Raw genomic sequence first — 12,538 nt, 5'->3', positions numbered from 1 at the left:
GTTACTGTGTTTTCATAAAAGGAGTGACAATCATAATGAATCGCAACTGGGTTTTTGTGCTGCTTGCTGGATTGGTTGAAGTGATATGGGTTATGGGTTTGAAGCATTCCTCTAACATCTGGGAATGGCTTGGAACCGTAGCCGCCATTGCAGTCAGCTTCTATCTTATTATCGAGGCAGCCAAACGGCTGCCGGTCGGAACGGTGTATGCCGTCTTCACGGGAATCGGCACAGCCGGAACGGTCGCTTCCGAAATGCTGTTCTTCGGAGAACCGTTTAAACTGCTTAAGGTGCTTTTGATCTGCGTGCTGCTGGCAGGGGTGATCGGCCTTAAGCTGGTTACGGCGGATCATGCAGAACCGGAGGTGAGTAAGTAATGGCCTGGGTTGCTCTTGTATTTGCCGGATTATTCGAAATCGGCGGCGTCATCGGCATCAAAGGCGTGTCGGAGCGAAAGGGATGGCGCTATGTACTGATTTTGGCCGTGTCTTTTGCCGCCAGCTTCTCCCTTCTCTCCTACGCCATGACCGTACTGCCTATGGGGACTGCTTACGCTATCTGGACGGGAATCGGGACCGCGGGCGGCGCGATCACCGGGATGTTCCTGTTCGGGGAACCAAAGGAGTGGCGGCGGGTGCTGTTTATTGCCATGATTCTGTGCTCAGCTGTTGGTCTGAAATTGATCAGCTAAATAATTTCTACAAATTTCATAAGTTTTCAGAACCCATGAAAAGGGACGACCGTAGTAAAGTTGAAACGGTCGTTCTTTTTCATATATAATAATTCTTGACCTAATGGTCAATCCAAGAACCGTAAAGTTCTCAAGCGAGGTGAGCTTTTGATTGGCTGATAAAACGGCAGAAAAACGACAGCAAATTCTCATCACTGCGATGCAGCTGTTTTCCGCGAAGGGCTCTTCGGTTACCTCCATGCAGGAAATCGCCGAAGTATGCGGGATGTCGAAAGGCAGCCTCTATCTTCATTTCAAGTCCAAAGAGGAACTGGAAAAGAGCATTTACGAGCATATCGCAAGCCGGATAAAAGACGAGATTCTCCGGGTCGACCACGATCCGCTCCTTGCGCCTAAGGAACAGCTGCGCAAGCAGACGGAAGTGCTATTGATCCATTTTTTGGAGATCCGGGAATATCTCCTGAAGCAGTTCCATGATCAGATGCCGGGGAAACCCCCTTTTGACAAGGAAAACATGCGGCAGGAAATGCTCGCTGCATTGCAGTGGTTTAACAATAAGCTTAAAACCATTTATGGACCGGACGTAGAGCCGTATACGATGGAGATCGGCATGTTTATGGCCAGCATGCTGGGTTCGTATATCCGCTTTCTGTTCATGCCGGGATTTCATTTGAATGTTGGAATCACGGCAGATCACCAGATCCAGCTGCTCGATGACATCGTAGCCAGCATTCTTCGCAGACGGCCGGAGCCGCTGATCCCGATGGAGGCGATTGGCCAATTGGGACAATTATGCCAAACCGACGTTCGCAAACAGCGCCATCCGCTGATCGTCATAAAGGCGATGAAAAACGAGCTGAAGCAGATCCAGGGCGAGGCGGAGGACCGGGAAGATGCGATGGAATCCCTCAATATTATGGAGAAAGAGCTGCTTGCCCTCCAGCCCAGCAGGGCCGTTCTGAAAGGAATGCTTGCTAACTTGGAGGGGATCGAAGAAATCGAAACATTGTATACCGAGCTCAAAGGCACTATTTTGACTGTGCTTGAAAGCTATCTTACGCCCGGCGGCATGATGCAGGGAAATTCGTTCAAATTAGAGACATAGAGTTATGGAGAGGAGAGAGAATCGCCTAATGAAAGGAATTATCAATTTCTCGCTGCGCAACAAGTTTGCGATCTGGCTGCTGACCATCATCGTCAGCTTCGGTGGGTTATACAGCGGACTGACGATGAAGCAAGAAACCATTCCGGATATTAACGTCCCGTTCTTAAGTGTCACCGCGATCTATCCCGGTGCAGCCCCTGAAGGTGTTGTGGAGGATGTCACCAAACCGCTTGAGACGAGACTCCGCAATATCGACGGCGTCAAAACCGTAACCTCCACTTCCATGGAGAATGCAGCCAATGTCATGGTTGAGTTTGATTATGGTAGTGATCTGGACAACGCTACGGCTGCTGTTCGTGAAGCCATTAACGAGGTAAAGCTGCCCGATGACGCCCAGAAACCTACCATATCCAAATTCAGCATGAGCTCCATGCCGGTTGTCTCCCTAAGTATTGCGAACAAAGACAACATGGCATTGGATGAATTGACACGCATTACAGAGAATGACATCGTTCCGGAGCTGGAGGATTTGGACGGAGTTGCTTCCATCCAGGTAGCCGGACAATTCGTGAACGAAGTACAGCTTAAGTTTAATCAGAACAAACTGAACGAGCTCGGCTTGACGGAGGATACCGTCAAAGGTATCGTGCAGGGTTCCGCGCTGTACGTTCCGCTCGGCATGTTCGAAATGGAAAAATCCCAGAAGGCTGTTGCCATTGATGGCGGCATCATCGGCATTGACGATCTGAAGAATATCGCTATTCCGGTTATTCCGGGTGGCGGCGGCGCAGATGCATCTGCCGGAGCGGGTGCTCCGAATGCCGGGGCAGGTCAACAACCATCGCAGCAGCCTACCGGTGACGCAGCCGGGGCAGGTCAACAAGGCGCTCCTGGAGCCGGTACGGCTGCCGGAGGACCAAGCGGTGCTCCGGCCGTTCCAACCGGCATTCCAACCGTAAAACTCAGCGAGATTGCCAAAATTGAAGTTATCGGAACCTCGGAATCCATCTCCCGCACCAACGGGAAGGAATCGATCGGTATCCAAATCGTGAAAGCCAACGACGCCAATACGGTTGACGTTGTCAATCAGGTCAAAGACAAGGCCGAAGAATTGAGAGGCCTTTATCCGGGCATGGATCTGACGATCATGCTGGACCAAGGCAAGCCGATTGAAGACTCTGTTCATACGATGCTTTCCAAGGCATTATTCGGCGCGCTGTTCGCCGTTCTGATCATTATGGTCTTCCTGCGCAACATCCGTTCGACGATTATATCGATCATTTCGATTCCATTGTCCTTGCTGATTGCGGTTCTGTGCCTGAGACAAATGGATATCACCCTAAATATGATGTCGCTCGGTGCCATGACCGTTGCCATCGGCCGGGTTGTCGATGACTCGATCGTCGTAATCGAGAATATCTACCGGCGTATGTCCCTCTCGACCGAGAAGTTGACGGGCCGAGCGCTCATTAGCGCTGCTACACGTGAAATGTTTGTACCGATCATGTCCTCCACCATCGTAACCATCGCGGTATTCCTGCCGCTTACCCTGGTCAGCGGTATGGTCGGAGAGCTGTTCATGCCATTTGCATTGACGATGGTCTTCGCACTGCTCGCTTCCCTGGTCGTGGCGATCACGCTTGTGCCCGCCATGGCGCACAGCCTGTTCCGCAAAGGCTTGAAGAACAAACATGATCATGCAGAGAAACCGGGCGCAATGGCCCGCGGATATCGTTCCATTCTGAAATGGACGCTCAATCACAAAGCCATTACATTCCTGGCAGCCATCGTATTATTGGCAGGAAGCTTGTTCCTGACGAAGTACCTTGGAGTTAGCTTCATTCCTGAACAGGAAGACAAATATGCCATGGTGACATATTCCCCTGAACCTGGCGTCATGCTGGAGGATGTAGAGGAACGCGCATTACAAGCAGAGAAATTGATCCTGGATCAGCCTGGCGTGCAAACGATGCAGTACTCCATCGGGGGCAGCAATCCGCTTGGCATGGGATCGGCCAATTCCGGATTGTTCTATATTATGTATGACCCGGACACGAAAAACTTCGAAGATGTCAAAAAAGCGCTTGTCGAGGATCTTGCTAAGGAAGTACCTGATGGTACTTGGTCCAATATGGACATGGCGGCCGGCGGCTTTGGCGGCAGCCAGTTAACGGTTAACGTCTTTGGCGATTCTCTGGAGCAGATCAAGCCGGTGGCTGATCAAATCGCAGAGCTCGCAAACAAGGATACCGCAACCTTTGACAATGCAGAAACCAGCTTGTCCGAAGCGTTCGAGCAGTATACGCTGGTTGCCGACCAAGAGAAGCTAAGCTCCCTTGGCCTGACAGCAGGACAACTCGCGATGAAGCTGGCTCCTGTACGGGAACGTCCGGTCTTGACCGAAGTCAAAATTGAGGACAAGACCTACAATGTTTACATTGAGACGGACAGCAAAACCTACAAGAGCATTAAGGAAATCGAGAACGAAACCGTCACCTCTCCGCTCGGGATCGAAGTACCGATCAAAGATGTGGCCAAGGTGGAAAAAGGAACGACTCCAGATTCCATTATGCGCATCGACGGGAAAATGGTTGTGACCGTCACAGCCGATATCTTGTCCAGCGATGTTGGTTCGGCCTCCACCAACCTGGAGACTGAAGTGAACAAGCTTGAGCTTCCAGACGGCGTATCCGTCCAGTTCGGAGGCGTCACCGAGCAAATCAACGAAACCTTCGGACAGCTTGGACTCGCTATGCTGGCAGCCATTGCGATTGTATACTTTGTGCTTGTGGTTACATTCGGTGGCGGTCTCGCACCGTTCGCCATCCTGTTCTCACTGCCGTTCATTGTCATCGGAGCCATTATCGGCTTGCTCGTCACAGGCGAGACACTGAACGTGTCTGCACTCATGGGCGTACTCATGCTGATCGGTATCGTCGTGACCAATGCGATTGTATTGATCGACCGCGTGATCCATATGGAACGCGAAGGAATGAGCACCCGCGAAGCCCTGCTTGAAGCCGGGGCTACCCGTCTTCGTCCAATCTTGATGACGGCACTCGCAACCATCGGCGCTCTCCTGCCTCTCGTATTCGGCTGGGAGAACAGCGCAGGCATCATCTCGAAAGGTCTTGGCATTACGGTTATCGGCGGTCTGATCAGTTCGACGCTGCTCACGCTCGTAGTGGTACCTATCGTGTACGAGTTCCTGATGAAGTTCAGCAAGAAAAGAATCGAAGATTAAGTAGAACACCAAAGCCCCGGCTTCCTACATTAGGAGACCGGGGCTTTTTTTGATGACGATGATGTTGTTGTCTTGCTCGCTAATGTACCAGCACAGCTTCCCTGGAATGCTTCCACGTCTTCAGCATGTTCAGATCCTGTGCGAGGAACTCCTCCAGCAGACTGAATACCGACTGATAAAGCGGACTTTTCGTGGATTCCTTCAAATCTTTGCAGAGAGATGGCACCCATGACAACAGATGCTCCTCCAGAAACTTCTCTTGAACCTCCATCAATTGCAGCATGCTATGTTCACAATACGTATTGTTCAGCATACGGTCATGAAGCAGTGTCATAAATTCCAGTTCAATGGCTATATGATCGTCCGCTTCGCCGTGCAGTTTATTAAAGGCAACACCGACGGATGCATAACAATCGGCTAAATCCTGAGCGCATCCATCCTTCGTATAATGAGACTCTGCCGCCTGACGCTGTTTGGACTGCTGAAGCAATCGACGGTATTCCGCCCCTTCATATTCGCAAATCCGAACCAATTCCTCAGGTGAGCGTCCACATAAATATGTCATCAGGTCCGTACCGGCCTTCAAACATTCCGCAGCCTTGCTAATTCCACTTCCGCGGCTCCATTCCGCAATCATAGACAAGCTGGGCCAATTGCCCAAAAAATCAATCAGCAGCTCGTAGACCGTCCCCCGGTTTTCAAGCCATCTGTGACAGACGTCAGGCACCTCCAAAGTTTGAACAGGTGATATCGCCATATCGAACCTCCTATTGGTAACCTTTCTTGTTGGATGTGATATCCTTGACAGTATATCTTAGATGAACGTCTAATGAAAGCAGTTTGAAATGATTTCCGAAAATTTCGGAAAAATCAGGAAACTTTCGGAAATCTAGAATGTCACTACTCGCTTTCAAGGGGAGAAAGCTTTTGTCCACAGCTTCAATATACTGGATCCCGAAAGCGTTTTCTGTGATTCTTCTCACAAAACAATGGCCGTTTTGCCGCAGCTTGTCCTGCCGGCATGACCCAAAAGGTGCATTGACTCCCGTACGGGGAATAGCTACAATGTGACCATGCATGCTATAAAGGGGGATTTCCATGATCGAACCGCTTAAAGATTCTTTCGGTCGGGTCCATGATTATATTCGTATCTCAGTGACGGATCGATGCAATCTTCGTTGTGTCTATTGTATGCCGGAAGAAGGGGTGGAATTCCAACCTCACGATCAGATTATGAGCTATGAAGAGATCGCAGCGATCATGCGCGTCCTTGCCCCTATGGGCGTCTCCAAAGTACGCCTTACCGGCGGCGAGCCGCTGGTGCGCAAGGATCTGGAGTCCTTGGTCCATATGATTGCTTCCATTGATGGAATTCAAGATATTTCCCTCACCACCAACGGGATCATGCTCCCATCCAAAGCTCGTCTGCTTAAGGAAGCGGGACTTACCCGAATCAACATCAGCCTGGATTCGCTTCATGAGGAGCGATACGCCCGCATCACGCGCGGCGGTCAAGTGCGCAAAGTGCTGGAAGGCATTGAAGCCGCTTATGAAGCCGGCCTGGATCCCATCAAACTGAACATGGTGTTAATGAAGGGCTTCAACGAAGACGAGATTCGCGACTTTATCGCGCTGACGCTCGATCGTCCCCTTCATGTCCGCTTTATTGAATACATGCCGATCGGCCAAGCATCCGATGCCTGGCGAGATTCATATATGCCGCTGAGCCGGGTATCCGAAGTGTGCCAGGAGGCGGGTTGGACCATTCAAGAAGAGCAGGGGCCATCCAGCAATGGGCCCTCACAAAATATGAAGGTGGTTGGAGCTACAGGAACCTTCGGTCTGATCCATCCGGTCAGCGATCATTTCTGCGATTCCTGCAACCGCCTCAGGCTGACGGCTGACGGCCACATCAAAGCTTGCCTGTACTGGTCCGACGAATTTAACGTGCGCCGCGTCGTCGATGATCCTTCCGCGGTGGCGAACCTGTTCCGCAAAGCGCTGGGCGCCAAACCGCTGAATCATGAAATGGCGCTCGCGCTCGAGAAAAAAACGCAAAGCCATACCCCCACCGTCCGGCGTATGTCACAGATCGGTGGATAAACCATCTGCTGTGCGTATAATAGCCGAAGGCAGTCGTTTTATCTATATTAAAATCCCCGCCAAGCATTTAGATGGCGGGGATTTTTTTAGGATGAGTACCGGTTTCATCAACCTTTGCACCTTGATGCTGCTATGAGAAACTCTACTATTGTTCCTCAGGAAAGTCCGAGTTCAGCAGGCCGCCTGCTGCCTCGTATTCCCCAGGCGTGTTCATATTAAATAAAATCCTGCGCGGATCAAGGCCCGTCATTGCCTCTAATTGCTCCTCGTGCACGAAGACGGCATCCAGCTCCTGCACCCACTCTACCATGCGCAATTGTCCCTTGATCAGCCTGCGTTCAAGGCCTTCTGCGGTTTCTTTGCGATAAGCCGCCAGCAGCGGATGCACCCTACCATCTACAACGGGGATGACCGCGGCGGCTGTGTGCTGCTTGTTCGCCAGATCCAGTAGTCCCCGAAGGAAACGCTCATGGATATGGGGCATGTCGCACGCAGCAACCATGTTCCATGTGCTTTGGGATGACTTGAGCGCTGCATGGAGTCCCGCCATCGGGCCTTGCCCGACATAAAGGTCGGGAACGCATTCCAGTCCGAGAAATGGATAAGAGTCCGGGGCATTGGTGGATAGGATTACCCGTCCGCTAACCTTGCCAAGCGCCTGAACGGTTCGTTCGATTAGACTCATTCCCTCTATGGGCAGCAGCGCCTTGTTTCTCCCCATTCTCCGGGAGGCTCCACCTGCAAGCACGATACCCGTCACCTGGTCCGGCGGAAGGCCGACATCTATGGGTTGACCGCTCATATGCTCTACCAGCCTTTCTTACACGTTGTAAAAAAACTTGATTCAGTTTATAGGTTAATAACCAGAATAATGGAAAATCATTTAAAAGATGGTTTGTATCCCTTTTCAATGCGTGATACATTGAAAGGAAAGCGGCTTTTTTTTCGTTGCCGCGATTTTGGATTGCATTCGGTTTGAAAGGAATGACCTACTTGCGGAATATGGACAATGCTCAACCTTCGCTGACATCGCTCAAGCTGTTCAACTTCTTCATTTACGGAACCATGGTCATCTTCACCGGTTTCTTCCAGTTATATTTGCAAGACATCGGCATGAGCAAAATCGAAATCGGCAGCCTGATGGCCATCGCGCCATTTGTGTCCATCTTCGCAAATCCGTTCTGGGGATTCTGGGGTGATCGGGCAGCCAACATTAAACGCGTGCTGCTGATCATGATGACCGGTACACTGCTGCTGGTTCAGTTCGTATTTCAGGCGAATACCTACGCAATGATATACATGACGATGATTTTCTTTTATTTCTTCCAGACTCCGATGTTCTCACAGACGAATTCGCTGATTCTAACCTATATTGAGGGGACGCAGCAAAAATTCGGTTCGTTCCGGCTATGGGGGTCCCTGGGGTGGGCGCTGACGGCAATTGCTGCAGGACCTGTCATCGACCGGCTCGGATCGGGACGCATCTCCATCGTGTTCTCGATCATGCTGCTGGTGGCGGCGTTGTTCATGTTCACACTGCCCTCCATCCAGAAAACAACGGCGTCGGCATCGGTTAACCTTAAAGGACTCAGCAGGCTGTTCCTGAATTCCTATTTTGTCTGGTTCATTCTATTAGGCATCATGGTATCCATCCCGAACACAGCCAATAACACCTTTATGTCCCTATACATTCTGGAGCTTGGCGGTACCAAGCAGATGGTGGGCCTGGCGATCTTCTTCTCGTCGATATTCGAAGTGGTGATCTTCATTCTGTTTGACCGCTTCCTGAAGCGTAAAATCAATGTCCTGGTCGGCTGCTTGACGATTGTCAGCCTGCTCTTCGCCCTCCGCTGGCTGCTGATGGCGGAAGCCAACAGCGCGCTGGAGGTGGCCTTCATCCAGCTGCTGCACTGCGTAACCTTCGGCGGCTATTTCTATGTCGGCGTACAGCTGACGATGCTGTTTGTTCCGACGCCGTATCGCGCTTCCGGACAAGCGATCTATACCTTAAGCTGGAGCGGCATATCCGGCGTCATCGGCGGTCTCGCCGGCGGCTGGATGTTCCAAAACTTCGGGGCGCAGATCATGTACTGGACCGGCACGATGCTTGCCATTGTGGGGGCCATCGGCTTTGGCTGGATGTGGTACAACCTTCGCAAGCACGGGTATCAGCCGCTGCATCCGGACGATCCCGAAGGCGACGAGATCGAGGAGTACGCGGCGAGTTAGAACGTGGTTTGTACGCAAGCCATTCCAATTGCAAGCTGGTATCACCGTAATATAACAAGACTCGAATGAATCCTGTAACGGATCTTCGAGTCTTGTTTACGTTATAAGGGCGCGAGAGACATCTTCTACGCCGTCCATGCGGTTTATGTTGATTAGCTCTTCGGAAGCTGGAACGAGCTCTTCAGGGAGACCACGCGGTTAAATACCGGACGTCCTGGCTGCGAATACTTCGAGTCGACGTTGAAATATCCATGGCGGAAGAACTGGAACTTGTCCTGCGGTGCAGCATCCTTCATATTCGGTTCCACGAATCCTTGCACGATTTGCAGCGAGTTCGGATTGATGTCGTCCAGGAAAGACTTCTCGGCAGTTGCTTCTTCCGCTTCGCCTGCAACCTCCTGCACCAATTCGGCTTCTTCCTCTTCGTCCTTGAACAGCGGTTCGAACAGGCGGAATTCGGCAGGCACGGCCTGCGTGGCCTCCACCCAGTGAATCGTTCCTTTCACCTTGCGTCCGGTAAAGCCACTCCCGCTCTTCGTCTCCGGATCATACGTACAGTGGATCTCGATGACCTTGCCGTTCTCGTCTTTGATCACGTCATTGCACTTGATGAAATACGCATGCTTCAAACGCACCTCATTTCCCGGGAACAAGCGGAAATATTTGCTCGGAGGATCTTCCATGAAATCCTCTTGCTCAATATAAATCTCGCGCGAGAACGGAATCTGGCGAATCCCCATCTCTGGATTCTCCGTGTTGTTCTCGGCGTCCAGCCATTCGATCTGACCTTCAGGGTAATTCGTAATGACCACCTTCAGCGGGTCCAGCACAGCCATCGTACGCGGCGCCTTCAGCTTCAGGTCCTCACGGATAAAGTGTTCCATCACTTGGCGGTCCACCGTGCCGTACGCCTTCGAAATTCCCGTCTCAAACACGAAGTTGCGAATGGCTTCAGGCGTATACCCCAGTCGGCGAAGTCCGGAGATCGTTGGCATGCGCGGATCATCCCAGCCGTCCACAACGTTCTCGTCTACGAGCTGCTTCAGTTTGCGTTTGCTCGTAACCGTCTGCGCCACATTCAGACGCCCGAATTCATACTGATGCGGCGTGCTGTCCATCTCGCATTCCGCCACGACCCAATCATAGAATGGGCGCTGATCTTCAAACTCCAGAGAGCATAGGGAATGCGTAACCCCTTCAATGGCATCCTCCAGCGGATGGGCAAAAGCGTACATCGGATAAATGCACCACTTGTCGCCTGTATTGTGATGATGCGCGTGAGAGATACGGTAGATGACCGGATCCCGCAAATTGATATTCGGCGAAGCCATATCGATCTTGGCGCGGAGCACGCGTTCGCCGTTGGCGAATTCTCCTTTGCGCATCCGCTCGAACAGATCCAGATTTTCTTCCACGCTGCGATCCCGGTATGGACTATTTTGCCCAGGCTCGGTCAGGGTTCCGCGCGTTTCGCGGATTTGGTCGGCGGATTGGTCATCCACGTAAGCTTTCCCTTTCTTAATCAACAGCACCGCACGGTTGTACATCTCTTCAAAATAATCGGACGCGTACCGCAGCTCTTCCCAATCGAATCCGAGCCACTTCACGTCCTCCTTGATGGAGTTCACATACTCAATGTCTTCCTTCACCGGGTTCGTATCATCGAACCGCAGGTGCGTCCGTCCGCCGAATTCATCGGCCAGCGTGAAATTGATCCATATGGCCTTGGCATGTCCAATATGCAAATAGCCGTTCGGTTCCGGCGGAAAGCGGGTAACGACTTCCTTGACTTTACCGGACTTCAGGTCTTCGGTAATAACATTTTTTATGAAATTGGAGGGGGTGCCCCGATGGTTCTCCACGTTGATCAACCTTTCGTCCTGTAATTTCTGTCTATCTCCTGTATAAACGTGTTTCCCTTAAATATACCTGTAATGCCGCGATTGTTCAAGGAATTCGGCACTTCCGGACCGCAAGCTGCCGACTTGGGATGAGGATTCATACAAGCAGCCCGCTCCCAGCTTTAAACCTGCGCACAGAGATCCTCCCACAACCGAAAATGCCGGTGAGAATCGTTTTGACGGGGGCTTTTCAATAAGGTAGCATGGAGAGAAAAACAGCGATGGAAGGAGGCCTGCAATCATCTTATGAAACCTCGTAAATTCCCCAAAGAACAACGTGAACAGCTGATTGAACTGGTTCAGGAATACTTTGAAACGGAGCGCGGGGAAACCCTCGGCCATCTGGCAGCAGAAGGGGTTCTTGATTTTTTCATGGAAACCTTAGGGCCGCATCTATACAATCAAGCGCTCAGCGACTGCAGAACGGTTGTTAATCAGCGTATGATTTCCATTGAAGAAGATATTTACGCATTGGAGCAAAAAGTGAAGCGGACACGTTAAAGCTACATATACTTCACGATGGAGAACAAAGGAGATACCGTATGTTTGGATACACTTTAGATGACCATGTTGAATTGCGCCCGCTTGCCATCGAGCATGCACGGGCGATGTTCGAAATTACCGATCGGTCCCGGGACCGTCTTCGCAAGTGGCTTCCGTGGGTGGATGCTGTTACCGAGGTCAACGATACCGTCAATTATATCAAAGGCGCCATGAAGCAAGCGGCCGAGAACGGCGGCTTTTCGGCTGGCATCTGGGTCCGCGAGGAGCTGGCAGGCACCATCTCGTTTCATGAGATTGATTGGAGCAACCGCTCGGTCAGCATCGGATATTGGCTGGATCAGCATTTTACGGGGCAAGGGTTGATGACAAGCGCATGCCGGGCGTTCACCGATCACGCGCTGATGCGAATGGGCCTGAACCGGGTGGAGATTCGCTGTGCAACGGCCAACCATCGCAGCCGGGCCATTCCGGAACGGCTGGGGTTTGTCCTGGAGGGAGTCATAAGGGAAGCCGAGAAGCTCCCCCAAGGCTATGTCAACCATGCGGTCTACGGCATGATTCAGAGCGAATGGAAGCGGATGAGGTAATGCGCGATAACGTTCTAAGAACGTCCCATCGGCGCTTTTTCGCAGAACACAGGCCGCACTTAAAAGGATGTTTTTCCTGCAATTATTGAAATTGTTCAGCTTCACTTAGCACTAGAATCCCAACAAAACCGGCTTGTATCCTACGATCAGGACGCAAGCCGGTTTTTGTTGTCT

The 12,538-nt window shown here is 51.5% G+C and carries 11 protein-coding genes; 8 read left to right on the top strand and 3 right to left on the bottom strand.

Going from position 1 to position 12,538, the window contains the following annotated elements; translation table 11 throughout:
• The first annotated feature begins 35 nt into the window (after positions 1-35).
• From ACETK5_RS29660 to ACETK5_RS29645, 4 genes are all read left to right on the top strand, one after another.
• On the top strand, positions 36-377 hold the full coding sequence (locus ACETK5_RS29660) for a DMT family transporter (RefSeq protein ID WP_100540976.1): 342 nt from the start codon (positions 36-38) through the stop codon (positions 375-377).
• Positions 377-691: a DMT family transporter gene (locus tag ACETK5_RS29655; RefSeq protein WP_100540977.1), complete on the top strand. Its 315-nt coding sequence runs from the start codon at positions 377-379 to the stop codon at positions 689-691. Before ACETK5_RS29660 ends, ACETK5_RS29655 begins: the two co-directional genes overlap by 1 nt.
• A 151-nt stretch (positions 692-842) precedes the next feature.
• Positions 843-1,796: a TetR/AcrR family transcriptional regulator gene (locus ACETK5_RS29650; protein WP_100540978.1), complete on the top strand. Its 954-nt coding sequence runs from the start codon at positions 843-845 to the stop codon at positions 1,794-1,796.
• A 28-nt stretch (positions 1,797-1,824) separates the two neighbouring features.
• Positions 1,825-5,040 carry an efflux RND transporter permease subunit gene (locus ACETK5_RS29645; protein ID WP_394059479.1) on the top strand — a complete coding sequence of 1,072 codons (3,216 nt, stop codon included), beginning with the start codon at positions 1,825-1,827 and terminating at the stop codon, positions 5,038-5,040.
• Between the two features lie 79 nt (positions 5,041-5,119).
• Here ACETK5_RS29645 and ACETK5_RS29640 read toward each other — a convergent pair whose 3' ends face one another.
• Positions 5,120-5,797 carry a TorD/DmsD family molecular chaperone gene (locus tag ACETK5_RS29640; protein ID WP_394059477.1) on the bottom strand — a complete coding sequence of 226 codons (678 nt, stop codon included), beginning with the start codon at positions 5,795-5,797 and terminating at the stop codon, positions 5,120-5,122.
• 341 nt (positions 5,798-6,138) lie between these two features.
• On the opposite strand from ACETK5_RS29640, the gene moaA reads away from it, so the two are divergent.
• The gene (gene moaA, locus ACETK5_RS29635; protein WP_394059475.1) at positions 6,139-7,143 is read left to right on the top strand and encodes a GTP 3',8-cyclase MoaA; all 1,005 of its coding nucleotides are present in this window, start codon (positions 6,139-6,141) and stop codon (positions 7,141-7,143) included.
• A gap of 145 nt (positions 7,144-7,288) precedes the next feature.
• Here the strand turns inward: moaA and mobA are convergent, their stop codons facing one another.
• Positions 7,289-7,945 carry a molybdenum cofactor guanylyltransferase gene (gene mobA, locus ACETK5_RS29630; RefSeq protein WP_100540983.1) on the bottom strand — a complete coding sequence of 219 codons (657 nt, stop codon included), beginning with the start codon at positions 7,943-7,945 and terminating at the stop codon, positions 7,289-7,291.
• 191 nt (positions 7,946-8,136) lie between these two features.
• Between mobA and ACETK5_RS29625 the strand changes: the two genes are divergently transcribed.
• Positions 8,137-9,372 (top strand): MFS transporter, encoded by a 1,236-nt coding sequence (locus ACETK5_RS29625; protein ID WP_394059545.1) that lies wholly within the window; start codon positions 8,137-8,139, stop codon positions 9,370-9,372.
• Positions 9,373-9,524: 152 nt separating this feature from the next.
• Here the strand turns inward: ACETK5_RS29625 and ACETK5_RS29620 are convergent, their stop codons facing one another.
• Positions 9,525-11,243 carry a glutamine--tRNA ligase/YqeY domain fusion protein gene (locus ACETK5_RS29620; RefSeq protein ID WP_326110970.1) on the bottom strand — a complete coding sequence of 573 codons (1,719 nt, stop codon included), beginning with the start codon at positions 11,241-11,243 and terminating at the stop codon, positions 9,525-9,527.
• A 276-nt stretch (positions 11,244-11,519) separates the two neighbouring features.
• Here ACETK5_RS29620 and ACETK5_RS29615 point away from each other — a divergent pair, with 276 nt between their 5' ends.
• Together ACETK5_RS29615 and ACETK5_RS29610 are read left to right on the top strand one after the other, a co-directional pair.
• Positions 11,520-11,774 carry a DUF2164 domain-containing protein gene (locus ACETK5_RS29615; protein WP_100540985.1) on the top strand — a complete coding sequence of 85 codons (255 nt, stop codon included), beginning with the start codon at positions 11,520-11,522 and terminating at the stop codon, positions 11,772-11,774.
• Between the two features lie 41 nt (positions 11,775-11,815).
• A complete protein-coding gene (locus ACETK5_RS29610; protein ID WP_076323950.1) occupies positions 11,816-12,364 on the top strand; it encodes a GNAT family N-acetyltransferase in 549 nt (182 codons plus the stop codon).
• Positions 12,365-12,538 lie beyond the last annotated feature (174 nt).

Source organism: Paenibacillus ilasis (genome assembly GCF_043195395.1).
Lineage (GTDB): Bacteria > Bacillota > Bacilli > Paenibacillales > Paenibacillaceae > Paenibacillus_AQ > Paenibacillus_AQ lautus.
The sequence above is the reverse complement of the archived record's forward strand: the minus strand, read 5'-3'. Positions and strand labels throughout refer to the sequence as shown.

Excerpts from the sequence above, each read along its gene's own strand:
- ACETK5_RS29610 (WP_076323950.1), top strand. The coding sequence starts at position 11,816 with ATGTTTGGATACACTTTAGATGACCATGTTGAATTGCGCCCGCTTGCC.
- moaA (WP_394059475.1), top strand. The coding sequence starts at position 6,139 with ATGATCGAACCGCTTAAAGATTCTTTCGGTCGGGTCCATGATTATATT.
- ACETK5_RS29615 (WP_100540985.1), top strand. The coding sequence starts at position 11,520 with ATGAAACCTCGTAAATTCCCCAAAGAACAACGTGAACAGCTGATTGAA.
- ACETK5_RS29660 (WP_100540976.1), top strand. The coding sequence starts at position 36 with ATGAATCGCAACTGGGTTTTTGTGCTGCTTGCTGGATTGGTTGAAGTG.
- ACETK5_RS29645 (WP_394059479.1), top strand. The coding sequence starts at position 1,825 with ATGAAAGGAATTATCAATTTCTCGCTGCGCAACAAGTTTGCGATCTGG.
- ACETK5_RS29655 (WP_100540977.1), top strand. The coding sequence starts at position 377 with ATGGCCTGGGTTGCTCTTGTATTTGCCGGATTATTCGAAATCGGCGGC.
- ACETK5_RS29640 (WP_394059477.1), bottom strand. The coding sequence starts at position 5,797 with ATGGCGATATCACCTGTTCAAACTTTGGAGGTGCCTGACGTCTGTCAC.
- mobA (WP_100540983.1), bottom strand. The coding sequence starts at position 7,945 with ATGAGCGGTCAACCCATAGATGTCGGCCTTCCGCCGGACCAGGTGACG.